This is a genomic window from Kitasatospora sp. NPDC089797 (assembly GCF_040684795.1).
GTDB lineage: Bacteria > Actinomycetota > Actinomycetes > Streptomycetales > Streptomycetaceae > Kitasatospora.
In genome coordinates this window covers 1-24,298 of record NZ_JBFBGS010000082.1, presented here as the reverse complement: position 1 = coordinate 24,298, position 24,298 = coordinate 1, and the positions used below count along the sequence as shown (strand labels likewise).

22 protein-coding genes and 2 pseudogenes are annotated in these 24,298 nt (G+C 75.9%); 20 read left to right on the top strand and 4 right to left on the bottom strand.

The window, feature by feature from the left end; genetic code table 11:
* The first annotated feature begins 51 nt into the window (after positions 1-51).
* The 8 genes from AB0O91_RS39380 to AB0O91_RS39345 all read left to right on the top strand — a co-directional run bounded on the left by AB0O91_RS39380 (position 52) and on the right by AB0O91_RS39345 (position 10,270).
* Positions 52-801 carry a LuxR C-terminal-related transcriptional regulator gene (locus AB0O91_RS39380; RefSeq protein WP_363443738.1) on the top strand — a complete coding sequence of 250 codons (750 nt, stop codon included), beginning with the start codon at positions 52-54 and terminating at the stop codon, positions 799-801.
* Positions 802-1,096: 295 nt separating this feature from the next.
* On the top strand, positions 1,097-4,342 hold the full coding sequence (locus AB0O91_RS39375) for a hypothetical protein (RefSeq protein WP_363443735.1): 3,246 nt from the start codon (positions 1,097-1,099) through the stop codon (positions 4,340-4,342).
* 244 nt (positions 4,343-4,586) lie between these two features.
* Positions 4,587-5,303, top strand: coding sequence for a DUF4255 domain-containing protein (locus tag AB0O91_RS39370; protein WP_363443732.1), 717 nt, complete (start codon positions 4,587-4,589; stop codon positions 5,301-5,303).
* Positions 5,300-7,399: an ATP-binding protein gene (locus AB0O91_RS39365; RefSeq protein ID WP_363443729.1), complete on the top strand. Its 2,100-nt coding sequence runs from the start codon at positions 5,300-5,302 to the stop codon at positions 7,397-7,399. The genes AB0O91_RS39370 and AB0O91_RS39365 overlap by 4 nt, the downstream gene beginning before the upstream one ends.
* Before the next feature lie 173 nt (positions 7,400-7,572).
* Positions 7,573-9,132 (top strand): phage tail sheath family protein, encoded by a 1,560-nt coding sequence (locus tag AB0O91_RS39360; RefSeq protein WP_363443726.1) that lies wholly within the window; start codon positions 7,573-7,575, stop codon positions 9,130-9,132.
* A gap of 57 nt (positions 9,133-9,189) precedes the next feature.
* Positions 9,190-9,630, top strand: coding sequence for a phage tail protein (locus AB0O91_RS39355; RefSeq protein WP_363443723.1), 441 nt, complete (start codon positions 9,190-9,192; stop codon positions 9,628-9,630).
* Positions 9,627-10,115 carry a hypothetical protein gene (locus tag AB0O91_RS39350; RefSeq protein WP_363443720.1) on the top strand — a complete coding sequence of 163 codons (489 nt, stop codon included), beginning with the start codon at positions 9,627-9,629 and terminating at the stop codon, positions 10,113-10,115. Before AB0O91_RS39355 ends, AB0O91_RS39350 begins: the two co-directional genes overlap by 4 nt.
* The gene (locus AB0O91_RS39345; RefSeq protein WP_363443717.1) at positions 10,112-10,270 is read left to right on the top strand and encodes a DUF6760 family protein; all 159 of its coding nucleotides are present in this window, start codon (positions 10,112-10,114) and stop codon (positions 10,268-10,270) included. The genes AB0O91_RS39350 and AB0O91_RS39345 overlap by 4 nt, the downstream gene beginning before the upstream one ends.
* A gap of 2,944 nt (positions 10,271-13,214) precedes the next feature.
* Here the strand turns inward: AB0O91_RS39345 and AB0O91_RS39340 are convergent.
* Positions 13,215-13,553, bottom strand: coding sequence for a hypothetical protein (locus tag AB0O91_RS39340; protein WP_363443714.1), 339 nt, complete (start codon positions 13,551-13,553; stop codon positions 13,215-13,217).
* 19 nt (positions 13,554-13,572) lie between these two features.
* Here AB0O91_RS39340 and AB0O91_RS39335 point away from each other — a divergent pair, with 19 nt between their 5' ends.
* From AB0O91_RS39335 to AB0O91_RS39295, 9 genes and pseudogenes are all read left to right on the top strand, one after another.
* Positions 13,573-13,869 carry a hypothetical protein gene (locus AB0O91_RS39335; protein WP_363443711.1) on the top strand — a complete coding sequence of 99 codons (297 nt, stop codon included), beginning with the start codon at positions 13,573-13,575 and terminating at the stop codon, positions 13,867-13,869.
* 75 nt (positions 13,870-13,944) lie between these two features.
* Positions 13,945-14,370: a phage tail protein gene (locus tag AB0O91_RS39330; RefSeq protein ID WP_363443708.1), complete on the top strand. Its 426-nt coding sequence runs from the start codon at positions 13,945-13,947 to the stop codon at positions 14,368-14,370.
* A gap of 82 nt (positions 14,371-14,452) precedes the next feature.
* Positions 14,453-15,175, top strand: a complete 723-nt coding sequence (locus AB0O91_RS39325) for a LysM peptidoglycan-binding domain-containing protein (protein WP_363443705.1) — start codon at positions 14,453-14,455, stop codon at positions 15,173-15,175.
* The gene (locus tag AB0O91_RS39320; RefSeq protein ID WP_363443702.1) at positions 15,172-16,950 is read left to right on the top strand and encodes a VgrG-related protein; all 1,779 of its coding nucleotides are present in this window, start codon (positions 15,172-15,174) and stop codon (positions 16,948-16,950) included. The genes AB0O91_RS39325 and AB0O91_RS39320 overlap by 4 nt, the downstream gene beginning before the upstream one ends.
* Positions 16,951-17,041: 91 nt before the next feature.
* Positions 17,042-17,356, top strand: a complete 315-nt coding sequence (locus AB0O91_RS39315) for a PAAR domain-containing protein (RefSeq protein WP_350517031.1) — start codon at positions 17,042-17,044, stop codon at positions 17,354-17,356.
* Complete coding sequence (locus AB0O91_RS39310) at positions 17,353-17,790, top strand: GPW/gp25 family protein (RefSeq protein WP_363443698.1); 438 nt, start codon at positions 17,353-17,355, stop codon at positions 17,788-17,790. The genes AB0O91_RS39315 and AB0O91_RS39310 overlap by 4 nt, the downstream gene beginning before the upstream one ends.
* Complete coding sequence (locus AB0O91_RS39305; protein ID WP_363443695.1) at positions 17,790-19,751, top strand: putative baseplate assembly protein; 1,962 nt, start codon at positions 17,790-17,792, stop codon at positions 19,749-19,751. Before AB0O91_RS39310 ends, AB0O91_RS39305 begins: the two co-directional genes overlap by 1 nt.
* Positions 19,748-20,311 carry a phage tail protein I gene (locus AB0O91_RS39300; RefSeq protein ID WP_363443692.1) on the top strand — a complete coding sequence of 188 codons (564 nt, stop codon included), beginning with the start codon at positions 19,748-19,750 and terminating at the stop codon, positions 20,309-20,311. The genes AB0O91_RS39305 and AB0O91_RS39300 overlap by 4 nt, the downstream gene beginning before the upstream one ends.
* A gap of 3 nt (positions 20,312-20,314) precedes the next feature.
* Positions 20,315-20,380, top strand: a pseudogene (locus AB0O91_RS39295) (zinc-ribbon domain-containing protein); the annotation flags it as partial.
* A 2-nt stretch (positions 20,381-20,382) separates the two neighbouring features.
* Here AB0O91_RS39295 and AB0O91_RS39290 read toward each other — a convergent pair.
* A complete protein-coding gene (locus tag AB0O91_RS39290; protein WP_363443763.1) occupies positions 20,383-20,889 on the bottom strand; it encodes a hypothetical protein in 507 nt (168 codons plus the stop codon).
* A gap of 55 nt (positions 20,890-20,944) precedes the next feature.
* Between AB0O91_RS39290 and AB0O91_RS39285 the strand changes: the two genes are divergently transcribed.
* On the top strand, positions 20,945-21,718 hold the full coding sequence (locus AB0O91_RS39285) for a zinc ribbon domain-containing protein (protein WP_363443760.1): 774 nt from the start codon (positions 20,945-20,947) through the stop codon (positions 21,716-21,718).
* Between the two features lie 237 nt (positions 21,719-21,955).
* Here AB0O91_RS39285 and AB0O91_RS39280 read toward each other — a convergent pair whose 3' ends face one another.
* Positions 21,956-23,158: an agmatine deiminase family protein gene (locus AB0O91_RS39280; protein ID WP_363443689.1), complete on the bottom strand. Its 1,203-nt coding sequence runs from the start codon at positions 23,156-23,158 to the stop codon at positions 21,956-21,958.
* A gap of 240 nt (positions 23,159-23,398) precedes the next feature.
* Between AB0O91_RS39280 and tatA the strand changes: the two genes are divergently transcribed.
* Positions 23,399-23,689, top strand: coding sequence for a Sec-independent protein translocase subunit TatA (gene tatA, locus AB0O91_RS39275; RefSeq protein WP_363443686.1), 291 nt, complete (start codon positions 23,399-23,401; stop codon positions 23,687-23,689).
* A 104-nt stretch (positions 23,690-23,793) separates the two neighbouring features.
* Here tatA and AB0O91_RS39270 read toward each other — a convergent pair whose 3' ends face one another.
* Positions 23,794-24,219: a hypothetical protein gene (locus AB0O91_RS39270; protein ID WP_363443683.1), complete on the bottom strand. Its 426-nt coding sequence runs from the start codon at positions 24,217-24,219 to the stop codon at positions 23,794-23,796.
* Between AB0O91_RS39270 and sufC the strand changes: the two are divergent.
* Positions 24,203-24,298 (top strand): annotated as a pseudogene (gene sufC, locus AB0O91_RS39265) (Fe-S cluster assembly ATPase SufC); the annotation flags it as partial. The gene AB0O91_RS39270 and the pseudogene sufC sit on opposite strands and share 17 nt — an antisense overlap.

Here is a 24,298-nt window from a genome sequence, read left to right as displayed (position 1 = left end):
CAGGCCCACGACCGGCTCCGCCGCAGGCCTCCTGGAGAATTGGAGAGATCGATGACGACGACCGAGGCACCCCGAGGGGGAGCCGTCACCACCGCCCGCCGGGCACCGGCGGCGCCGGCCACCGGCAGCGGCACCCGGCTGGTCGGGGCGCGGGTCCCCGTCCAAGGGCACGCCCGGCCCACCCAGATACCCGTGGCGGTGTACGCGGAGGACCTCATCCTGCAGACCGGCGTGGTCCAACAGCTGCGCCAGCGGCCCGAGGTGGAACTGCTCAGCGAGGGCGACGCGGGCCGGGCGGAGGTGTCCCTGCTGGTGGTGGACGCCCTGACCGAGTCGGTCGCCGAGCACCTGCGCCGGCTGCGGCTCGCCACCTCGGGCCGGATCGGCCTGGTGGTGGGCCAGTTCGAGGCCGGGGGGCTGCAGACCATCGTCGAGTACGGGGTCGCCGCCGTGCTGCGCCGCTCGGAGGCGGACCAGGACCGGCTGGTGCACCTGATCACCGCCCTGGCCAACGGCGAGGGGGTGATGCCCGGGGACCTGCTCGGTGAACTGCTCGACCGGATCGGGACGCTCCAGCGGACCATGCTCGACGGGCGGGGCCTGACCCTGTCGACCCTGACCGCCCGGGAGGCGGAGATGCTCCGGCTGGTCGCCGAGGGCTTCGACACCAGTGAGATCGCCGCGAAGACCTCGTACTCGGAACGCACCGTCAAGAACGTGCTGCACGAGATCATCACGCGGCTGGGGCTGCGCAACCGGGCGCACGCGGTGGGGTACGCGATGCGGCGCGGGCTGATCTGACGGCGGCCACCGGTCGGTCGCCGACGGCCGTCCCCAACGCCGGCGACCGACCCCGACCCGGTGGCCGACCCGCCACCGGCGACCGACCCCGACAGCCGTCCCCGACGACCGGGCCCCGCAGGCCGGCCCGCCGCCGGTCACCGGCCGACCCCCCACCGCCGTTCCGGTCCGCGGCGGTCTGCCCTTTGCGGACACCGGTCGTTACCCCCGGCTCGGGCGCCCGGGCCCTGTTCCCGGGCGCCCGAGCCGGTGACACTGGCGGGGAGACCGCCCCTGCCACCCTGTGAGGTCGAGCGTGACCGGCGCCACCGCCACTCCCCGAACCGTCCGGCGGCCGGCCCGGGCCGCCGTCGCGGTGCTGCTCGCGCTGGCCGTCGCCGTGCTGACGCTGGGCTCCGCCCCCGAGCCGGGCGGCCGGTCCGCCCCGACCGCGGCGGACGGACCGGACGCCGGACGGATCGTCTACGCCGGCACCAACCACCGCGGCCTCGGCCGGGTGACCGGCATGGCGGCCAGCACCCCGCTGTTCGGGCCCGGCCCGGTCCACTTCGACCAGGACCCCTCGGCCCGCGGCGGCGACCTGGTCTTCACCAGCCTGCGGGACGAACCGCGGCCCCAGGTCTACCTGCGGGAGGCGACCGGCGCGGTGCTCCGGCTCACCCGGGGCATGGACACCGCCCACCCCGCGCTCGCCCCGGACGGCAAGGGCGTCGTCTTCGAGAACCTGGAGCCCGTCGCGGGCGGCGGCGTCCAGCACGTGCTGTGGGCCGTCAACCGGGACGGCAGCGGGCTGCGCAGGATCACCGAGGGCGCCGCCGACGAGACCCACCCGACCGTCTCGCCCGACGGCCAGTGGGTCGCCTACTCGTGCAACGGCGAGCCCGGGCACCTCCAGATCTACCGGCGGCCGTTCGCCGGCGGCGCGCCCGTCAAGGTCACCAACGTGACCACCGGCGACGCCTACGACCCGACCTGGAACCCGGTGAACGACGACGCGCACCGCAACCAGATCGTCTACACCTGGGACCAGGGCGACAAGGGCCGGACCCTGCGGCTCACCACGCCCACCGGCACCGACGACAAGGCGTTCTTCCCCGGCACCGGCGGCAACTGGCGGACCGGCTCCGCCTCCTGGCTCGCCGACGGCACCGGCGTCCTCTTCCTCAGCACCGACCAGCTGGCCTCGCCGCCCCCGGCCCCGCAGCCCGACCCGAACCAGCCGCCCGTGGTGAACCTCTACCGGGCCCCGACCTGCGACTGCACCGACCCCCAACTGCTCTACCGCACCAACCGGTTGATCGCCGCGCCGACCTGGTTCGGCACCCAGGCCGAGGGCGGCCCGGTGATCGAGCAGACCAGCGCCTCCGCCGCCAACGTCGCCGACGTCCAGGACGTCCGCCCCGACGGCACCGACCCGCGCGACCTCGGCATCAGCGTGCTCACCGAGGACCCGGCCGCCGACACCAACACCAGCACCGACCCGGGCAGCGACCCGCTCTTCCACCCCCGCCCCGGCTACGACCCCTGGTACGAGCGGCAGGGCTACACGCCCGACGGCCGGCAGATCGTGGTCACCCGCTACGAGGACTCCCCGGCCGGACGCATCCAGCGGATCTGGCTCGCCGACGCCGACGGCTCCAACCCGCACCCGCTGAACCTCGCCGGGCGCGGACCGACCGACCGCGACACCGACCCGTCGTTCTCCCCGGACGGCAGGCGGATCGTCTTCAGCCGCAGCACCCCGGCCGGCGGCGGGAAGCCCGCCCGCCCGGGCCGGATCCTGATCGCCGACGTCGCCACCGGCGCGATCGTCGCCACCGTCCAGCCGCCCGCCGACCTGCCGGGCGGCGCCTCCGGAGCCTCGGACGGCGAGCCCTTCTGGTCGCCCGACGGCAAGCTGATCGCCTTCTCCCGCAGCGCCGTGGTCAACGGCAACCCCGGCAACCTGCACATCTGGACGGTGGCCGCCGACGACCCCACCCGGCAGACCGACCTCAGCCGCACCGCCTGCCCGGGCGCCTGCAACGTCATCGACGACAGCCCGGTGTTCTCCCCGGACGGCAAGCGGATCGCCTTCAACCGCAAGGCCGGTGACGGCGGGAACAACCGGCAGGACGCGCTCCTGGTCACCTCGCCCACCGGCACCGGCTGCACCGTGCTGCTGCCCGCCGGCCACACCGGCGACAAGGGCGCCTGCACCCGGCCGCCGGCCGACACCACGGAGACCGGCCCGTACCAGCCCCGGGACGTCGCCTGGACGGCCGACGGCAAGCAGCTGGTGCTCACCTCCCGCCGGGCCCTGCCGCCGAACTCCCCCGAGGGGCTGGGCGTCTACGACTTCGCGAGCGGCAAGCTCAGCCCGCTGGACTGGCGGCTGCCGGGGCGCCAGAAGGAGCCCGCCGTCCAGCAGTCCGTCCACCTGACGCTCAGCGCGCCTCCCCGCGCCGCCGTCGTCCGGGTCGACGGGGCCACCGACGTCCCGGTCACCGTCACCAACAAGGGCCCGGCACCCTCGCCCGGCACCGTGCTCACCGTCGCGGTGCCGACCGGCGCCCGGCTCGACAAGCTGACCACCCCGGTCGGGACGTGCGACGCCGCGGCACTCCGCTGCGACCTCGGCACCCTGCCACCGGGGACCCAGGTCCGGGTGACCGCCACCGTGATCGGCCTGCGCAGCGGCGACCAGCAGTTCGGCTGGAGCGTCACCGGGACGGTGGTCGACCCCAACCCCGAGGACGACTCCGCCGAGACGGTCCTGCCGGTGCTGGACGCGACGCCGAGCCCCTCGCCGTCGCCCACCCCGTCACCGACCGCCTCACCGAGCCCGACGCCGACCCCGACCCCGACGCCGAGCACCCCGGCGCCGCCCCCGCCGCCCGCCCCGGCCCCCGCGCCGCAGGCCGGGCCGACCGTGGCGATCGAGGCCCAGCCCGACCCCGGCTACGTCGGCGGCCACGTGACCGTCAGCTACACCGTGCGCAACACCGGCCAGGCCCTCGCCACCGGGCTGCGCCTGAGCCTCGGCCTGCCCGCCGGAGTGCCCACCGAGGCACTGCCGCCCGGCTGCCGCGCGGGCAGCTGCGAGCTGGCCGACCTGCGGCCCGGCGGCCGCCAGGTGATCCGGGTGGTGCTGTCGCCGGTGGCCGTGCTCGACACCACCGTGACCGCCGAACTGACCACCACCGGCACCGATGCCACCCCCGGGCCGCACCGGGCGAGCACCCCGCTGAAGATCCTCCAGCCCCGCATCGTCGCGGTGCCGCCGATCGGCAAGCCCGGCTTCGTGACCTCGGTGCGCGGCATCGACTTCCCGCCCGGTGCGCCGGTCCGGTTCACCTGGCAGCCCGGCATCACCGCCGCGGCGGCCCCGACCTACCCGAAGGCCGACGGGACCTTCGCGGGCCAACTGCTCATCCTCCCCAAGGACGAGACCGGCCCGCGGACCATCACCGCGGACGGCCCCGGGTTCTCCCCGGTGACCACCCCCTTCCTGGTGGTGAAGGGCAGCATCGGCCCGCCGGGGGAGGTGGAGCGCCGGTGACCCGGAGGGCGGCGCCCGCCCGCCCCGGGGCCCGCACCGGACGTCGGCCCGGCCGACGTCCGGTGCGGTGCGCTGCGGCCGGAGCCCGTGCGGTGCCCCACGCCGCCCCGGGTGCGCGCGGATGCGGAGCACTCGTGGCCCGTGCGGGCCGTGGGCGCGCGGGCGGGGGCGCGTGGGAGTGGTGGCACCGGACGTCGGCCTGGCCGACGTCCGGCGAGGAACGGTGGAGAGAGGTGGGGCGGCGGTGATCCACGAGGTGGACGAGGCGCTGCGGTTGCTGCTCGTCGAGGCGGGGCTGCCGGAGCGCGGCGTGGAGGTGGTGTTCGACGCGCCGACCCGGGACCTGGCGGCCCGGCGGACCGCGCCGACGGTCAGCGTCTTCCTGTACGGGATCCGCGAGGAGACCGGTCGCAGGCAGAGCGGCGCCGTCGCCGAGCACGACGCCGACGGCACGGTGGTCGGGCACCGCGCCGCGCCCCGCTGGTTCGAGCTGGCCTACCTGGTCACCGTCTGGACCACCCGGCCGCAGGACGAACACCGGCTGCTGGCCGAGGTGTTGCAGTGCCTCACCGCCGTGGAGGCACTGCCCGCCCGGCACCTCACCGGGACGCTCGCCCAGCTCGGGATGACCGTCGAACTGGACATCGCCGGACGGGAGACCGGCCTGCCCTCGGTGTCCGACGTCTGGTCCGCGCTCGGCGGGGAGCTGCGCCCCTCGATCGACCTGCGGGCGCTCGCCCCGCTCGCCGGCGGCCTCACCCCCGCCGGACCGCCGGTCACCGAAGGCCTGGTGGTGCGCGCCGAGGACCTCAGCAGGGAGGGCGCGACCGCGGACCCGGCCCGCCGGCTGCGCTACCACGGCGCCGCGGACACCGGGGTGGACGGCTTCGCCGCGACCCGCGACCGCGAACTGCCACCCGGTCGCCGGGTCCGCGGCGGGGGCGGGAGCGGCCCGCGATGACCCTGGACCTCGCGACGGCGGTGGCCGCACCGCCCGCCCCCGACCACCTCTGGGAACGGCTGCACCGGGTCGAACAGCGGGTCCGGGTCGCGGTGCACGAGCGCCGCGCCGTGGACCCGGACCCGGACGACCCGTACCGCGGCCAGTACCTCGGCCCGGAGGCGGTGGAACGGATCCTGGACTCCGCCGCCGCGACCGGCCTCGGCGGGGGCGCGGACGGCGTCACGGCCGCCCCGCCGCCCGGCTCGCGGCTCGCCGGGCTCGGCGCCGCCTTCGGGCTGCTCCCGGTCGACCTCGACCTCCTGATGGTCGCCCTCGCCCCCGAGCTCGACACCCGCTTCGAACAGCTCTACGGGTACCTCAACGACGACCTGACCCGGCGCCGGCCGACCGTCGGCCTGGCCCTCGAACTCTGCGGGCTGCCGGGCGCCGGCCCCGGCCGCTTCCGGTTCGCCGGGCGGTCCCCGCTGATCGCCGGCGGCCTGCTGGAGATCACCGAGCCGGAGCGCCCGCTGCTCTCCCGGATCCTGCGGGTGCCGGACCGGGTGACGGCCCACCTGCTCGGCGACGACCAGCCGGACGACGCGCTGGCCGGCCTGGCCCGCCGCGCCGCCCCCGCCGCCGACCCCGCCGCCGTGACGGAGCCCGTCGAGCAGGTCCGGTCCGCCGCCGCCGCGGCCGGCGGACCGGTGTACCTGCTGGACCGCAGCGGCCACGCCGGCCCGCTGGCCGAGGCCGCCCTGGCGGCCGGCGGCCGCCCGCCGCTGGTCGTCGACGCCGCCGAGCTGGCCGCCCGGCCGTCGGCCGCACTGCTGCGGGCGCTGGCCCGGGAGGCCCGGTTGGGCGGCGGCGGGGTGGTGCTCGGGCCGCTGGACCGGCTCGAACCCGAACAGCCCGAGCGGGCCGCCCTGCTGCGTGACCTGTGCGCCCGGCTCGCGGACGTCCCGCTGGTCGTGCACGGCCCGCAGGTGTGGGATCCGGACTGGACCCGGGAGAGCCCGGTGGTGGTCACCGTCGCGCCGCCGGACGGCACCGCCCGGGCCGGGCAGTGGGCCCGGGCCCTGGCCGCCGCCGGGACACCGCTCGGCCCGGAGCTGACGGACGGCCTGGCCGAGGCGGTGGCCGCCTACCGGCTGGACGGGGAGAAGCTCGGGCGGGCCGTCACGGTGGCGGCCCGGACGGCCGCCGCCGCGGGCCGCCCGGTCGGCGCCGAGGACCTGCGGGCCGCCGTCCGGGGCCAGAACGCCGCCGGGCTGGCCCGGTTGGCCCGGCGGATCGAGCCCTCGGTCGGTTGGTCCGACCTGGTGCTGCCCGATCCCACCGCGGCCCGGCTGCGCGAACTCGTGCTGCGGGCCCGGCACCGCGACCAGGTGCTCGGACAGTGGCGGATGCGGCCGGGCGGCGGCCGCGGCAACGGGGTGATCGCCCTGTTCGCGGGGGAGTCGGGCACCGGCAAGACGATGTCGGCCGAGGTGGTCGCCGCGGAACTCGGCATGGAGCTGTACGTGGTGGACCTCTCCACCGTGGTCGACAAGTACGTCGGCGAGACCGAGAAGAACCTGGAACGCATCTTCAGCGAGGCCGCGCAGGTCAACGGCGTCCTGCTGTTCGACGAGGCGGACGCGCTGTTCGGCAAGCGCTCGCAGGTCAAGGACGCCCACGACCGGCACGCCAACGTCGAGACGGCGTACCTGCTCCAGCGGATGGAGTCCTTCTCGGGCATCGCGCTGCTGACCACCAACCTGCGCGCCAACCTGGACGAGGCGTTCACCCGCCGGCTGGACGTGATCGCCGAGTTCCCGCTGCCCGACCAGGCGCAGCGGCGGCTGCTCTGGGACCGCTGCCTGGGGCCGCGGCTGCCCCGCGGCGACGACCTCGACCTGGACTTCTGCGCCCGGCAGTTCGAGCTCACCGGCGGTTCCATCCGGGCCTGCGCGGTCTCCGCGGCCTACCTGGCCGCCGGAACGGGCACGCCGCTGGGCATGGCGCAGCTGGTCGGCGCGGTGGTCGGCGAGTACCGCAAGCTCGGACGGCTGGTGCTGGAGAGCGAGTTCGGGCCGTGGCTGGCCGTCCTCGGGGACGCCGGGCGCGGCTGAGCCGGGGCGGGCCGGCCGGTCGGGGCGCCTGCGGGTACGCGCCGGGCTGTCCGTCGGGGGCAGTCGGTGCTGCCCCCGGTCCGGGACCTGCGGGCATGTCCCCGGAGGGGTCTCCGGCCGCAGACTCGGGGGCGAATGACTGGGCGTAGAGATCGGCCACTGAAGGAGCGCGTATGCCGTCGTACCTGACCCCGGGCGTGTACGTGGAGGAGGTCCAGTCCGGTGCCCGGCCGATCGAGGGCGTCGGCACGGCCGTCGCCGCCTTCGTCGGCTTCGCCGAGACCGGACCCTTCCACGAGCCCACACTGGTGACCAACTGGGACCAGTACGTCCAGCGGTTCGGCGGTTTCACCGAGGGCACCTACCTGGCGCACTCCGTGTACGGCTTCTTCGCCAACGGCGGCGGCTCCGCCTACGTGGTCCGGGTCGGCGACCCGGCCCGACAGGCCGCCGGTGCCGCTGCCGCCCCGGCCGCCGCTGCGAGCACCGTCCCGCCGACCGAGATCGGCGGCTTCCTGGTCTCGGCCCTGCCCGGCGCGGGCGGCGAGGTGTCCGTCGAGATCGCCGACGCGGAGGGCGAGAACGTCCCCGACGACCGCTTCCGGCTGCTGGTGCGCCGGGGCGCGGAGGTCGTCGAGAGCTACGACGTCTCGACCCGGAAGAACACCAAGGGCTACGTCGTCACCCAGCTGCGGGAGTCCAAGCTGGTCGCGGTCGTCGAGCAGCCCGGCACCGCGCCGAGCCGCCCGGAGCGCCGCACCCACACCCTGGCCGCCGCGGTCCCCGCGCCCGCGACCGGGCCGGTCGCGGCCCGGGCCGGCCGGCTCGACCCCGCCGAGTACGTCGGCGACGCCGCGGCCCGCACCGGCTTCTCCGGCCTGGAGGCGATCGACGAGATCACCATGGTCGCGGTGCCCGACCTGATGAGCGCCTACCAGCGCGGCGACCTCGACGACGAGGGCCTGCGCACCGTGCAGCTCGCGGTCATGTCGCACTGCGAGCAGATGGGCGACCGGATCGCCGTGCTGGACCCGCCGCCCGGGCTGAACGCCCAGCGGATGCGGACCTGGCGGCAGGAGGAGGCGGGCTTCGACTCCCGCTACGCGGCCCTCTACTACCCGTGGATCAAGGTCTTCGACCCGGCCAGCGGCCGCAACGTGATGGTCCCGCCGAGCGGCCACGTCGCCGGTGTGTGGGCGCGCAGCGACGCCGAGCGCGGTGTGCACAAGGCCCCGGCCAACGAGGTCATCCGCGGCGCGGTCGACCTCGAACTGCGGCTCAGCAAGGGGGAGCAGGACCTGCTGAACCCGATCGGTGTCAACTGCGTCCGGGCGTTCCCCGGCCGCGGCATCCGGATCTGGGGCGCGCGCACCCTCTCCTCCGACCCGGCCTGGCGCTACCTGAACGTCCGCCGGCTCTTCAACTACCTGGAGGAGTCCATCCTCCTGGGGACCCAGTGGGTGGTCTTCGAGCCCAACGACGACCGGCTGTGGTCCAGCATCCGCCGGAACATCACCGCGTTCCTCACCGAGGAGTGGCGGCGCGGGGCGCTGTTCGGCCAGACCGCGGCCGAGGCCTTCTACGTCAAGTGCGACCGCGACAACAACCCGCCGGAGTCGATCGACCTCGGACAGGTGATCTGCGAGATCGGGGTCTCGCCGGTGAAGCCGGCCGAGTTCGTGGTGTTCCGACTGGCCCAGTTCTCCGACAGCACGAGCCTCGTCAACGAGTGACCGTCGCACGGTCGACCCCCGCAGGCACCCCAACGCATCGGAAGGTGACAACACGCCATGGCTGAAGGCGATCCGCTCTCCACACACATATTCGGCGTCCAACTCGGCGGCTACAACGTCGAGTCCGTCAAGGAGATCAGCAACCTGACGGTCGAACAGGACGTCGTCGAGTACAAGCAGGTGACCCAAGAGGGCAAGCTGATCGTCCGCAAGCAGCCCGGCGCCCGGCTGCCCGGCGAGGTGACCATCACCCGCGGTCTGGACAAGAGCGGCGCGTTCACGGACTGGATCAAGGAGACCCTCAACAACGGGGCGATCAACACCGCGCGGCAGAACCTCACCATCGAGGTCAAGGACACCACCGGTGCCACCCTGCGGCGCATCCAGCTCAACAACGCCTGGGCGAGCCGCTGGGAGGGCCCCACGCTGAGCGCGGGCGAGTCCAGCGCCGCCACCGAGACCGTCACCATCGTGTTCGAGGAGATCAGCGTCGAGTGAGGCGGAAGATCGGCCTTGAGGAACTGCTCGAAGGGGCCCCGGTTCCGGCCCCGCAGAACCCCGCGCCGCAGCAGAGCCAGGGGCAGCCGGGGCCGGCCGGGCCCCGGCGGCAGGCACCGCACACCGAGTTCGAGTTCGAGCTGCCGCTCGGGTACGTGGACGACGAGGGCACCGTGCACCGCCACGGTGCCATGCGCCTCGCCACCGCCCGCGACGAGCTGATGCCGCAGATCGACCTGCGGGTCAAGGAGAACCCGGCCTACCTGAGCGTGGTGCTGCTCAGCCACGTCATCACCCGGCTGGGCGACCTCACCGACGTGCACTCCGGGATCGTCGAGCGGATGTACGCCACCGACGTCGCCTTCCTCCAGGACCTCTACCAGCGGATCAACAGCGAAGGCCACACGCGCGCCGCGGTGACCTGCCCGCACTGCGACGGCGCCTTCGAGGTCGACCTCGCCGGTGGGCGCCTGGGGGAATCGTGACGTACGCGCCTGCTCGCCTGTACGAGGAGATCGCGTACATCGCGTACCACTTCCACTGGCCGCGCGAGGACCTCCTCGACCTGACCCACCGCGAACGCGGGCAGTGGGTGCGGGAGATCGCGCGGCTCAACACCCGTGTCAGTGAGGGTGGGTGAGTCCGGTGGGGCTGCGGGACTGGATCGCGGGGCGGCGGGGCGGCGACGGCTCCGGCCCGGGTACCGGCGGTGCTGCCGGTGGCGGCGCGGTTCCGGGTACCGGCGCGGTTCCCGGTGACGGGCCCGGCGGTACCGGTGGCCCCGGCGTCGGTGGTACCGACGCCGGTGTCGTCGGCGTCGACGGGCCCGTGCAGCGGCGTCCGGCCGCCGGGGACGGGGGCTGGCGCGCGGTGGCGCCGCTGGTCCCCACCCTGGCCGGGCCGGCCCGTGGGGTCAGCGACGGGCTCGCGTTCCGTTCCCGGCTGGCCTCCTGGCAGGACCCGTCACTGAGCGGCCCGCTCGGACACGCCGTGCTGCCGACCGCCCCGGTCGGCATCCTCCGCGCGGTCGCGCGGCCGGGCACCCCGGCGGCCGGCCTCGCGGGCGGGGACCGGCTCGTGCTGCGGCCCGTCCCGGCCGACGGCGGTGCGGGCGAGGCGGGAGCGGCGGAGCAGCCGGGCGAGGCGGCCGAGCGGCGGCAGGCCCGGCCGGTCCAGCGGTCCGTCCGGATGCGACGGCTGCCCGTGCGGTCGGCGCCGCGCCCGGCGAGTGCGGGCGGCGCTACCGGTACGGGCGGGAGCGGGCGGCGGGCTGCGTCGGCGGGCACCGTGAGCGGTGCGTCGGCGCCGTCGGCTCCCTCGCTGCCCGGTGCGGTGGAGTCCGCTGCGCCGCAGGGCGGTGCGCGGACAGCTGCGGCTGCCGCTGGTGCTGCCTCTGGTGCTGCCGCTGCCGCGAAGAGCGTCGGGGTTGCGTCCCGGGCCGTCCCGGGGGTCCCGCCGCGCAGTGGCACGGCGGGACCGGTCCAGCGGTCGGTGCGGCCGCTGCGTGTCGGCGAACCTCTGACCGTCGCGCGGCGGCCCCGGACGCTGTCCGCGCGGCCGATCGCCGCGCTGCCGGGGCGGGGTGCGGACGATCCGCAGCCCGCGTCGGCCGCCACAACCTCGTCTGCGTCTGTGTCCGAGTCCGCTTCCGCTTCGGTGGCGGAGCCGGTCGCCGGTGCGGGCCCGTCCGCGAGCGGCCGGGCCACCGAGGCCTCGGTGCCGGGAGCTTCCGGCGCGTCCGCGCGGAGCGGGCAGCCGGCCGGGCCGGCCGTCCAGCGTGCCGTCGCACCGGGAAGCACCACCACGGAAAACACCACCACGGAAAACACCACAGCGGGAAGCACCATGCCCGGCGGCGCCGGACCGGCCCGCCCGGTGCTCGGCGCGCCCCTGACCGCACTGCCGGCGAGCGCCGCACCCGTGGCCCCCGGCGGTCCCCGGACCACCGGGCCGACCCCGGGGGCCGAAGCCATGCCCGTGGTCCGTACCGACGCGGGGCCCAGTGGCGCCGAGCCGGGCGGGTCCGAGGGCGCCGGGCGCTCCGCCGGGACGGGCGGCGCCGCCACCGTCCAGCGCGCGACGTCCGGAACCGGTACGACGCCGGGCGCGCCCTCCGTGCGCACGCCGTCTCCGTCCACCCGCACGCCGTCCGCGTCCTCGCCCGCGGCGTCCTCGCCGTCCCCGCAGTCCCCGTCGGAGCGCGAACGAACCGCCCCGACCCCCGCCCCGACCCGGGCCCGCAGCGGTCTGGGCGCGCCCCTCGACGCGCTGCCGCCGACGGCAGCGGCGCCGGGTGCCACCGCACCGCTGCTCGGCGGCCGCCGGCCGGTCCGGCAGGTCATGGGGCCGATGCGGTCAGCCGGTGCGCAGCTCGCCGCCGCCGGGTCCGGAGCGAGTGTGCAGCGCGCCGCGGCCCTGCCCGGCCCGGGTTCCACCGCCTCCATGCCCGTACTGCCGCAGCAGAGTGACGGAACCTCAGAACGGCGGAGCGACACGGGTGACGGAGCACGCGGCGGCAGCCGCCCGGCGTCCGGCGCGGGCCCGGTCGGTGCTCCGGCCGGAGGCGGCGGCAGCGTCCCGGTGGTGCGCATCGCCGTTCCCGCGCGGCCGGCGGGCGGCGGGTCAAGCGTGCAACGGGCCGTCGAACCCACCGGCCGCAGGCGCGGGTTGCTGGGTGAGCGGCCGATGACGGTCTCCCTGGCCACGGCGTCGGGCCCCTTCGCGGGCGGCGGTGCGGCCCCTGCAGGCGGGCGTGCGACGTCCGCGCCGCCGGTGGTCCCGGCGGCCTGGCCCAAGGCGCAGGCGCTGATGTCCCCGCCCGTGTCCCGGTCCGACGGTGCACCGGCTGCCGCGCCGTCGGCGGCGGAGCCGGCGCGTGCCGGTGGCGGGCGGCGCGCGGCCTCGGGTCGCCCGGTGCGCGGTTCCGGGGAGAGCCGGAACGGCGGCGCGGTGCCGTCGGTCCCCCAGGGGAGCCCGGTGCGGTCCGACGCGCCCGGCGTGGTGGCCCGGCCGGGGCGTGCTCCGGTCGCCGGAGTGCTGGGCGGGGCCGTGGCCGCCGTCCAGCGCCTGCGGTCCCGGCGCTCGTCGGAGCCTCGGAACGCCGGTCGGGCGGCGCCCGATCGGCCTTCGGCGCAGGGGAGTTCGGCGTCGCCCGGCACGGCCCCGGCGGCGGGCGCATCCGCGGAGCCGCCGCGAGCCGGACGCACCGTACGAGGTGTACGAGGCGTACGAAGCGCGCGGGCCGGTGCCGACGGCTCCTCCGGCGGCGCCGCACCGTCGCAACCGGCTGCGGTCGGGCGCGCGTTCGCGAGCAGCCAGAGCAGCCAGAGCAGCCAGAGCAGCCAGAGCAGCCAGCACGGCCAGCACGGCCAGCACGGCCAGCACGGCCAGGGCGGCAGCCGGCCCGGCCGGGTGGCCTCGCCGTCCGCCCGGGGCGCCGCCTCGCCCGTGCCCGTGGTCCGCCCGGCGCCCCCGGCGGGCGCGACGGTCCAACGGGTGCCCGTCACCCCCGGGCCGCAGCCGCACCCCGCCGCAGTGCCCTCAGCGCCCGCAGCACCGGTGGTGCCGCTGGCCGCCGTGTCCGGTCAGTCCGCCGCAGGCGTCCCGTCGGTGCGCCCCGAGCCCCTCCGGTCGGCGTCGGCGTCGGCGTCCTCGTCGGCAGCGGCGCCGTCCGTCCAACGCCTGCCGGTCGTGGCGGGGGTGCGCCCCCAGCCGTCGGCCGCCCCTTCGTCGGCGCTCGCCGCCGGACCCGTCGCGGGCGCGCCGTTCGCCGGGGCCGGGCCCGGCCGGTCGGCGTTCGCGGCGTCCCCGACGGCGCCGTCGCTCCAACGCCTGCCGGTGGTCTCCGGGCCACCGCCCCAGCTGCCCACGGCGCCCACCCCCGGTATCCCGTCCGCAGCATCCGCACCGTCCGTGCCCGGCACGGCGAGGCTCCTGCAGCGGGTGGCCGAGCAGGCGGGCCTGGTGGGGGTGCCGCTGACCGCCGTCCCGGCCCGGAAGCCGACCACGGTGCAGGCCGCGCCGTCGACGGGCGGGTCGTCCACGGCGGCGCCGACCACGACCGCGAAGGACGCCGGTGCGGCCAAGGGTGACACCGCCGCCGAGACCCCCGACCGGGCGGCGCCCGCCGACCTGGACGAACTGGCCCGGCGCCTGGTCGAACCGGTCGGTCGGCTGCTGCGCACGGAGCTGCGCCGGGGCCGGGAACGCGCCGGGAAGCCGTACGACCTGCGTCGCTGACCCCGGGGCACGGGCAAGGGCAGGGCACCAGCAAGCACGCAGGCACGGAAGCAAGGAAGCAGGAAACGGGGACCGATGACCGACAACATCTTCGCGAGCAGCGTCTTCTTCAGTCTGACCATCGGCGGCAACGACCTGGGCGAGTTCACCACCTGCTCCGGCCTCGGCGCCCAGGTCGAGATCGAGCAGTACGCGGAGGGCGGCAACAACGGCTTCGCCTGGCAGCTGCCGGGCCGCATCACCTGGACGAACATCACGCTGACCCGCGCGGTCACCGCGGACACCACCAAGATCATGCGCTGGTTGAACGAGATCGTCCGCAAGGTGGAGCCGAAGGACGGTGAGATCGTGGCGCTGCGGCCGGACCTGAGCCGGATCGTCGGCTGGCAGGTGCTCGGGATCGTCCCGGTGCGCTGGGAGGGCCCGTCCTTCGACCCGTCGAACTCCCAGGCGGCGGTGGAGACCCTGGAGATCGCCCACGCGGGCCTGCGCCCGTCCTGACCGACCCGCCCACCCCCTCACCCGCCCGTCCGCCCGTCCACCCCGGGACCGGACGACCTTCCCCCAGCCAAGGAGCATCAGGATGTCCCCGGCGGTCCCAGCGAGCGTCACCCGGGCGCAACTGACCATCATGGAGCCCCCGTCCACGGTCGGTGCCCAGCCCGGCGGGCCGATCGCCCAGCTGCCGCTCCAGTTCAACCCGGCGACCCTGGTGCTGCGCAAGACCACCGAGTGGCGGCGCACGCCGTCCCGGATGGCCGGGGAGTCGGCGCTGCCGGAGTTCGTCGGCAGCGGCCCGCGCTCGCTCTCGCTCGACGTGTTCCTGGACTCGACGGCGACCCACGACAACTCGGTGGAGCGCGCGGTGGAGCAGCTGATGAAGGCCTGTGTGCCCACCCCGACCAGTCTGGCCCGCAAGACCCCGGCCAGCCCGTGGATCCGGTTGGACTGGGGCACCCTCAAGACCACCTCCTTCAACGGCGTGCTGACCGGCCTGTCGGTCACCTACACGCTGTTCGACGTGGACGGCAATCCGCTGCGCGCGGTGTGCTCGCTCTCCATCGACGAGGCCAGCGTCGACCCCGCCGGACAGAACCCCACCTCCGGCTCCCCGGAGGCCCGCAGCACCCACCGGGTGGTCGCGGGCGACAGCCTGCCGCTGCTGGCCTGGCGCGCCTACGGGGACGCGACGGCCTGGCGGACCATCGCGGAGGCCAACGACATCGACGACCCGCTGGCCCTGGTTCCCGGCGCCGAGCTGATCGTGCCGGGCATCGACGAGCTGACCCGGGGTGGTCGGCCGTGACGACACCCGAGGCCCGGGGCGGCCGGCCGTTCGCAGCGGATCCCGTCGTGGAGGCGCCGGGACCGCTGCCGCCGGTGTGGGCGACCCAGTTGGTGTCCTGCGACATCGAGGAGAGCGTCGGCCTGCCCGACACGGCCGTGCTGAGCTTCCGGGACGCCGACCACACCTTCCTGACCGCGACCGGCATCACCATCGGCACCCCGCTGAAGGTGTCCGTGGTGACCGTCCAGGGGCACACCCAGGTGCGGCTGTTCACCGGTGAGGTGACGGCGCTGGAGCTGGAGGTGGACACCACCGGCTCGTACACCGTGGTGCGGGCCTCGGCGGTGACCCACCGGCTGATGCGCGGGCGCCGGGTGAAGGCCTTCCGGAACATGACGACCGCCGACATCGTCCGCGAGGTCGCCTCCGGCGCCGGCCTGAGCTGCGGGAAGGTCGACTCCTTCCCGGTGGTGCACCAGCAGTTGTCCCAGGCGAACGTCGCGGACTGGGAGTTCCTCCAGTTCCTGGCCCAGGAGAGCGGCGCCCAGGTGCGGGTGGACGACGACGGCGAGCTGGAGTTCGTCCGGCCGCAGCCCGCCTCCGCCGCGCCCGCCCCGAACACGCCCGCGCCGCAGAGCCCGCTGGTGCTGGAGTACGGCCGCAACCTGCTGGAGCTGCGCGGGGTGCTGACCGGTGCGGCCGGCGCGGACACCGTGGAGGCGCGCGGCTGGAACGTCACCACCAAGAGCGCCCTGGTCGCCACCGAACCCGCCCTGACCGCGCCGACCGTGCAGCCCGGGATGAGCCCCTCGGTGGTGGCCGCCGCCTTCCCCGGCCAGGCCCGGCTCACCGTCGCCGACACCCCGTACCGCACCCAGGCGGAGACCGCCGCGGTGGCACGCTCGCTGGCCGCCTCGGTGGCCGCGGGCTTCGGCGAGCTGGAGGCGGTCGTCGAGGGCAACCCGCGGCTGCGGGCCGGTACCGCGGTCGCGCTGGGGAACGTCGGCGCGGCCTTCTCCGGCCGCTACACCGTCACCGGGGCCCGCCACCTGCTGGAGCCCTTCCGCGGCTACCGCACCACCGTGGTGGTCAGCGCGGCGCCGGACCGCTCGCTGGCCGGGCTGGCCACCGGCGGCAACGCCCCGCCGCGCGGGCCCCGGATGCCCGGCCTGGCCGTCGCCGTGGTCACCGACGTGCGCGAGCCGGGCGACGGGAAGCGCGGCTGGGTGCGCCTGAAGTTCCCGTGGCTGGACGACAGTTACGTCTCGGACTGGGTGCGCACCGTGCAGTGGGGCGGCCACGGCGGCGGCGGTGTGGTCAGCCCCGAGGTCAACGACGAGGTGCTGGTCGGCTTCGAGCAGGGCGACCTGGACAGCCCCTACGTGCTGGGCGGGCTCTACAACGGCGTGGACCGGCCCTCCCCGCACGACGTGCCACTGGTGGACTCCACCGCGGGCACGGTCAACCGCCGTTCCGTGGTGTCCCGTTCGGGCCACCGACTGGAGCTGCTGGACGTACCGGGCGGCAAGTCCGGCGTCCGACTGGCCAGCGGGGACGGCACGTTGGAGGTCCGGCTGGACCAGCAGCACGGCGAGATCGTGCTGACCGTGCACGGCGGGGCCGGCGGGGCGGGCAGCACGGTGCGGCTCACCCCCTCCGGCATCACCCTGGACGCGGGCACCGGCACGGTGGACGTGCGCGGCGGTACGGTCAACGTCCGGGGCACCACCACGGTCACCGTCGAAGGCGGCGCCGAGGCGGTTCTCAAGGGGGCGTTCGTGCGCATCAATTGACGTGACGTCAGACTGTCAGGCGCCGGCCCGCCCGGTGCCGGAACGGAAGATCACTGTGCTCCGGCAGGAGCCATCGGAACGGAGACCGTACATGCCCCCCGCAGCCCGGACCGGCGACCCCACCGACCACGGTGGCGCCCTCACCACCCCGCCGCCGGGTGCCGCCCTCAAGGTCGCGACGGTGCTGATCGGCGGCAGGCCCGCCGCGGTGGCCGGCACCGTGCACGCCTGCGTCCCGCACGTGGAGATGGGCCCGGCCAACCTGGTCGAGCCCCAACTCGGCGGGGTGACCGGGGGAGTGGTGCTGATCGGCGGCCTGCCCGCGGCCCGGATGGGCGACAAGACGACCTGCGGCGCGACCATCGTCGCCGGGGCGTTCAACGTGCTGATCGGAGGCGCGATATGACCAGCAGCTTCATCGGCCGCGGCTGGGCGTTCCCGCTGCGGGTGAACGCCACCGGCGGCATCGGCATGGTGGAGCGGGACCGGGAGATCGCGGAGGCCATCCGGCTGATCCTCGGCACCGCCCCCGGCGAGCGCCCGATGCGCCCGGAGTTCGGCTGCGGCATCCACGACTACGTCTTCGCCCCGGGCGACAGCACCACCGCCGGGCGGATCGCCCGCGAGGTGCGGATCGCGCTGGAACGCTGGGAGCCGCGGATCACCGTGGACGACGTGGTGATCGCCTTCGACCGGGTCGACGAGGGCACCCTCTACATCGACGTCCACTACACCGTGCGGGCCACCAACGACCGCCGCAACCTGGTCTTCCCGTTCTACACCATCCCGGAACACCCGGACCCCGAACGGGCGGCCGCGATCGAGGAGGGCGTGCGCTGATGGCCCTGCCCTCCCCGAACCTGGACGACCGCCGCTTCCAGCAACTCGTCGACGAGGCCAAGCGGTACGTCCAGCAGCGCGCCCCGGAGTGGACCGACCACAACGTCTCCGACCCGGGCGTCACCCTGATCGAGACCTTCGCCTACCTGGTCGACCAACTCCTCTACCGGCTCAACCGCGTCCCGGAGAAGAACTACGCGGCCTTCCTCGACCTGCTCGGCATCCGGCTCTTCCCGCCCGCCGCCGCCCGCGCCGAGGTCGACTTCTGGCTCTCCGCCCCGCAGCCCGAGACGGTCCTGCTGCGCGCCGGCACCGAGGTCTCCACGCTGCGCACCGAGACCGACGACGCGGTGGTCTTCGGCACCGCCGAGGACCTCCCGATCGTGCCCAGCTCGCTGGAGCGGCTGGTCACCGTCTCCGCCACCGGCGAGCAGACCGACGTCACCACCCGACTGGCCGACGGCGTGGACGTGCGCTGCTTCCAGCCGCGCCCGGCGGCCGGCGACGCCATGCTCTTCGCCCTGCCCGCCGTGGTGCCGCGCTGCATCCTGGCCGTCCGGCTGGACAGCCGGGTCGAGGGCGTCGGCGTCGACCCCCGCCAGCCCCCGCTGGCCTGGGAGGTGTGGGACGGCGCGCGCTGGATCGCCTGCGAGACCGGCAGCGACACCACCGGCGGCCTCAACCGGCCCGGTGAGGTGCTGGTCTTCGTGCCCGCCGGCCACACCGCCTCGGTGGTCGCCGGGCGGCGGGCCGGCTGGCTGCGCTGCCGGGTCACCGAGCCGCAGCCGGGCCAGCCGTTCTACTCCGAGTCGCCCACCGTCCGCCGGGCCGAGGTCTTCACCGTCGGCGGCACCGCCACCGCCGTGCACGCCCAGACCGTCACCGACGCGCCGCTCGGCTCCTCGGAGGGCGTCGCGGGCCAGCGCTTCCGGCTGGCCCGGCCGCCGGTGCTGCTGGACGGCGAACCGCCCGTGGTCGAGGTCTCGGCCGGCGACGGCTGGCAGCGCTGGACGGTCGTCGAGCACTTCGGCGACTCCGGGCCGACCGACCGGCACGTGGTGCTCGACGCCACCAACGGCGAGTTCCACCTGCCGCCCGCCGTCCGCGAGCCGGACGGCAGCCTGCGCGCCTTCGGCGCCGTCCCGGCCAAGGGCGCCCAGCTGAGGGTCCCGCGCTACCGCACCGGCGGCGGCATCGCGGGCAACGTCGCCCGCAACACCGTCACGGTGCTGCGTAGCTCCGTCCCGTACATCGCCCGGGTGGACAACCGTGAGGCGGCCCGCGGCGGGGTCGACGGCGAGACGGTGGAGAACGCCAAGCTGCGCGCCCCGCACCAGCTGCGACTGCAGGAACGCGCCGTCACCGCCGGGGACTTCGAGCTGATCGCCCACCAGGCCGCGCCCTCCGCGGCCCGGGTCAGCTGCGTGCCCGCCGGCGCCGGGGAAGCCGGGACGGTCCGGGTGCTGGTGGTCCCGGACGCGGTCGCCGACGAGGGCGAGCGGCTGCGCTTCGAGCAACTCATCCCGGACGAGCAGGTGTTGGCCGCCGTCGCGACCGCACTGGACGAGCGGCGGCTGATCGGCACCCGGATCCTGGTGCAGCCCCCCGCCTACCAGGGGGTGACCGTGGTGGCCCGGCTCACCACCCGCGCCGCCGACCCGGACCGGGTCCGCGAGGCGGTGCTGGACGCGCTCTACCGCTACCTCAACCCGCTGCGCGGCGGCGCCGACGGCCGGGGCTGGCCGTTCGGCCGGGCGGTGCAGTACGGGGAGGTGTTCGCCGTCCTCCAGCGGGAGGCGGCGGTCGTGGGCGTCGAGGATCTGCGGCTGTTCCCGGCCGACCCGATCACCGGTCGCCGGGGCGCACCCGCCGAACGGGTCGACGTCCCGCCGGACGCGCTGGTCTTCTCGCACCAGCACCAGATCGTGATCACCGCGGCCGCCGAGGACGGGACGGCATGACCAGAGCCGCTGTCCCCGGACTGCCCAGTCCGCACCCGATCGGCGAACTGCTGCCCGCGCTGTTCGCCGAGGACGACTTCGCCCAGCGCTTCACGGCGGGCCTGGACACCGTCCTCGCCCCGGTCTTCGCGACCCTGGACAACCTGCCCGCCTACTTCCAACCCCGGCTCGCGCCGGGCGACTTCCTGGACTGGCTGGCCTCCTGGGTCGCGGTGGACGTCGACCCGGCCTGGCCGGACGAGGTGCGCCGCGCGGTGGTCGGTCGCGCCATGGAACTGCACCGGTGGCGCGGCACCCGGCGCGGCCTCACGGAGCGGCTGCGCCTGGTGCTGGGCGCCGGCGCCGAGATCACGGACGGCGGCGGCGTCTCCTGGGCGAGCGCGCCCGGGCACGTCCCGCTGCCCGCGCACGGCGGCGAGGTGCTGGTACGGGTCTGGCCGCTGGGCGGGGCGGCGCTGGACGAGGACCAGGTGCTGGCCGTCGTCCGGGCGGGCTGCCCGGTCCATCTGACCTGCCGGGTCGAGATCGTGCCCGGGCCGCCCGGGCGAGCGGAGGGCTGACGGATGCCGGTGTGTCCCGAGTGCGGTACGGCCAACGCGGAGGGGGACGACTTCTGCGGCAACTGCGGCGCCTACCTGGGGTGGTCGCGCAGCGCCCCGGCGTCCCCGGCCGCGGCGCCCTCCCCGGCGACGGCGCCGCCCGCGCCCACCACGGCGCCCACGCCCGCCCCGGCGCCCACCGAAGCGCCGACGTCCACCTCGCGGTCCGCGGCGACGCCGACGTCCACCTCCCGGTCCGCGAAGGGCACGGGCCGGACGGCGCCCGCTGCGGAACCCGCGCCCGCCCCGGCCGAGGCGTCCACCCCGACGGCCCCGGCTCCGGCAGCCACCCCGGCGGCCCCGGCCGAGCCGGACGCCCCCGGGACGGCGCGCACCGGGTCCACCTGGCGGAACGTCTCCCGGCGGGTCACCAGCCGCAGCAGGCGCACCGAGCCGCCCGCCCCGGAGTCCGGGACGCCGGCCCCGCCCGCCGAGGAGCCGTCGACCCCGCCGACCGGCGGGACCGCCCGCTCGACCCGCTCCCGGCCCGTGCCGACCCCCGCCGCCCCCGAGGCCGCTCCGGCCCCGGTCCCGGCCACCGCCCCGACGGCGCCCCCGGCGCCGGAAGCCGAACCCGAGCCGCGGACCGACCCGGTGGCCGTGCAGCCCGCCAAGCCCGTCGCACCGCGCCCGGTGGTCCGCACGGCCGTGGCCGAGGAGGCCCAGGAGGGCCCGCCGTGCCCGCGCTGCGGTACGCCCAACCTGCCCGAGCGGCGCTTCTGCCGCCGTTGCGCGGCCCCGCTGACCGTCACCGCGGCCGCGCCGAAACTGCCCTGGTGGCGCACCCGTTGGCCGTTCCGCCGCCGGGTGCGGATCGGCGGGTCGGGCAACGCGCTGCGCCGCACCATCGCGCTGATCGTGCTGCTGGCGCTGGTGGTGGCGGGGGTCCTGCTGTACCCGCTGGGCAAGAGCGCCTACCAGGACGTGCTGGACAAGCTCGGCAGCACCGCGCCGATCACCCCCTCGGTGACCACGGCGAGCGCCGCGGTCGAGGGCCATCCCGCGACGCTGGCCGACGACGGCCTGAGCAACACCTACTGGGGGGCGCCCGCGATCGGGGACTCCATCAGCTTCACCTTCCGCAACCCGTTCCGGCTGGTGGACCTGATCGTCCACACCGGCGCGTCCGCGGACCCGGCGCAGTTCCACCAGCAGGCCCGTCCCGTCGTCCTGACCCTGGAGGTGACGGCCTCGGACGGGGAGGTGCACCGCAAGCAGCTCACCCTGAACGACCAGCCGGGCCCGCAGACCGTGGCGACCGGGATCAGTGACGTCGTGCAGGTCAGGCTCACCGTCCGGGAGGCCGCGGGCACCGGGGCCGGGCGCAGCATCGCGCTGGCCGAGGTGGAGTTCTTCAAGCGCACTTGAAGCAGCGGCCCGGACTGCCGTGGTCGAGCAGGGCAGTCCGGGCCACGCAAGCGCCGGGGCGGTCCGGGCGGCGAGGTGTTCCGCCGACCGCACCACCCCGGCGACCGCGGCGACCGCAACGACCGCGGTGACCGCAACGACCGCCGCGACCGGGAGCCGCGCCACCGTCGGCCGCACCGGCACCGGTCGCACCGCCGCGGCCGGAGCGGCGACTGCGCGACCGGGTGGCAGCCGGCGTCAGCCGGCCGGCTGGTCGTGGGTGGAGCAGTGGATGCCGCCGCCGCCGGAGGCGATGGTGTCGATCGACAGCGCGACGATCTCGCGGTCCGGGAACTGGTCCTTGAACACGTCCTGGGCGTGCCCGTCGGCCCGGGCGTCGCCGAACTTCGGCAGGTAGACGCCCTTGTTGCCGATGTAGAAGTTCATGTACGAGGAGACGAAGGCGTCGCCGCGCCCGGTGATCCGGTCCGGGTCGGGCTGGCTGATCTCGACCACCTTGAGCTTCTTGCCGGTCGCGTCGGTGGCGTCCGCCAGGACGGCCCGGGCCTGGTCGGCGGAGCGTGACCAGACGTCCGCCGGGGTGCCGGGGAAGGCCCGGTCCAGGAAGACCACACCGGGGGCGGCGAACCGGGCCAGGCAGTCCACGTGGGCGTCGGTGATGTCCTTGCCCTTGACGCCGGCCAGCCAGATCACCTTGGTGACGCCCAGGGCCTGCTTGAGCTCGGCCTCGATCTGGTCGCGGTCGCGGCCCGGGTTGCGGTTGGCGTTGACGACCGAGCTCTCGGTGATCAGCAGCGTCCCCTGGCCGTCGCTCTCGAAGGAGCCGCCCTCGGCGACGACCTGGGTGGAGATCCGCTCGACCTTGTACCGGTCCAGGACGGCCCGGGCGATCCGGGCGTCGTTGGTGTGCTCCTGCTTGCCGCCCCAGCCGCTGAAGTTGAAGTCGACGCCCTTGACCTTGCCGCCCTCCTCCACGAACACCGGCACGGTGTCGCGGGCCCACAGGTCGTCCACCGGGACGGACAGCAGCTCGACGTCCTTGCCGCAGGCGTTGCGGGCCGAGTCCTCCTGACCGGGGCGGACCAGCAGGACCACCGGCTCACGGCTGCCGATGGCCCGCGCCACCGTGGCGATGTCCTTGCGGACGGGCCCGAGCTGCTCGCCCCAGACGTTCTCGGAGGCGGGCCAGGCCATGAAGGTCCGCTCGTGCTTCTCCCACTCGCCGCCGAGCCGGCGCCCGCCGGGCGCGGAACCGGTCGCGGAGGGCGCGGGTGCTGTGGTGGCGGCGCCGGACGGCTGGTCGGCGGGGGCGGTGGAGGACGGGGCGGCCGGGTCCGCCTGGTCGTCGCCGGCCGAGCAGGCGGTCGCACCGACCGCGATCAGGCCGGCGCCGGCGAGGGAACGCAGCACCGTGCGGCGCGCGAGGGAGGAGTGGTTCACGGTGGACTCCGGTGGGGCCGAGGGCGGAACGGTCGGCGCGGCGGGCGGACTCCGGGGAGTGCTGCGCGCAGCGCCGGTCGGCGGCGGGCGCAGTCGCCCGGCATCGCCGGAACTGAACTCTCGCATTGACTGAAAAATCAGTCAAGCTCTACGGTGAAGCCACCCAAACCACCCCGAGACGACCAGGGCCGCCCCGAACGCGGCCCCGGTCCCGACGACGAAAGGCCGGGTGAGGCGGCGATGCTGCGCAATGGACTGGAGCCCTGGCACCTGCTGGTGGTGCTGGCGGTCGTGGTGCTGCTCTTCGGCTCCAAGAAGCTGCCCGAGATGGCGCGCGGACTGGGCAGGTCGATGCGCATCCTCAAGGCGGAGACGGCGGCGATGCGGACGGAGGACCAGCCCGCCGACCACCCGGCTGACCAGGCCGTCCCGGCCGCGCCGGCCGCCGGTGCACCGACGCCGACGCCCGGGCCCGCGCCCTCGCCGGTGCCGACCCCGGACCGGGCCGCTCCGCCCCGGCGACCGGCCTGACCCTGACCCCGGAGGGCGCCGCGAGCCCGTCCCCGTCCCCGCCGATGCGGGGGCGGTGACGGGCTCCGGCCTGACCCGTACCCGTGGCCCCGGCCCCGCCGCGGTCAGCCGTTGCGGCGGTAGTGGTCCAGCGAGACCCTGACCGGCCCGTCCGCGCCCGCCGCCGACAGCACCCGGACCACCGCCAGCTCCTTTCCGTCCGCCGACCGGACGCAGAACGCGCCGCGCCCGCCGACCGCGCTGAACGGGACCCGGCCGGTGGGGTGGCTGCCCAGCCCCTGGAGGCACTCGGCGGGGCCCAGGCCGGCGTCCCGGCCGATGAAGGAGTCGGCGTTCTCCGGGACGAGGAACTCGCTGTCGCTGCGCCCCAGGTACCAGCTCACGCTGTCGGTCGGCACCACCGTGCCCGCGGCCAGGTCGAACTCGTAGCCGGGGTCCGCCGAGGTCAGCTCCACCGCCCGGTAGTCCGCGGTGTAGTCGGCGGCGGGCCCCGGCGCGGCCGGGCGGCTCGGCGCCGGCGAGGTCGGCACCCTGCTGGTGACCCACTACACCCGCATCCTGCGGTACATCAAGCCCGACCACGTCCACGTCTTCGCGGGCGGCCGCATC

Coding starts and splice junctions, on each gene's coding strand:
- AB0O91_RS39380 (WP_363443738.1), top strand. CDS start 52: ATGACGACGACCGAGGCACCCCGAGGGGGAGCCGTCACCACCGCCCGC.
- AB0O91_RS39365 (WP_363443729.1), top strand. CDS start 5,300: ATGACCCTGGACCTCGCGACGGCGGTGGCCGCACCGCCCGCCCCCGAC.
- AB0O91_RS39360 (WP_363443726.1), top strand. CDS start 7,573: ATGCCGTCGTACCTGACCCCGGGCGTGTACGTGGAGGAGGTCCAGTCC.
- AB0O91_RS39355 (WP_363443723.1), top strand. CDS start 9,190: ATGGCTGAAGGCGATCCGCTCTCCACACACATATTCGGCGTCCAACTC.
- AB0O91_RS39330 (WP_363443708.1), top strand. CDS start 13,945: ATGACCGACAACATCTTCGCGAGCAGCGTCTTCTTCAGTCTGACCATC.
- AB0O91_RS39325 (WP_363443705.1), top strand. CDS start 14,453: ATGTCCCCGGCGGTCCCAGCGAGCGTCACCCGGGCGCAACTGACCATC.
- AB0O91_RS39315 (WP_350517031.1), top strand. CDS start 17,042: ATGCCCCCCGCAGCCCGGACCGGCGACCCCACCGACCACGGTGGCGCC.
- AB0O91_RS39310 (WP_363443698.1), top strand. CDS start 17,353: ATGACCAGCAGCTTCATCGGCCGCGGCTGGGCGTTCCCGCTGCGGGTG.
- AB0O91_RS39305 (WP_363443695.1), top strand. CDS start 17,790: ATGGCCCTGCCCTCCCCGAACCTGGACGACCGCCGCTTCCAGCAACTC.
- AB0O91_RS39300 (WP_363443692.1), top strand. CDS start 19,748: ATGACCAGAGCCGCTGTCCCCGGACTGCCCAGTCCGCACCCGATCGGC.
- tatA (WP_363443686.1), top strand. CDS start 23,399: ATGCTGCGCAATGGACTGGAGCCCTGGCACCTGCTGGTGGTGCTGGCG.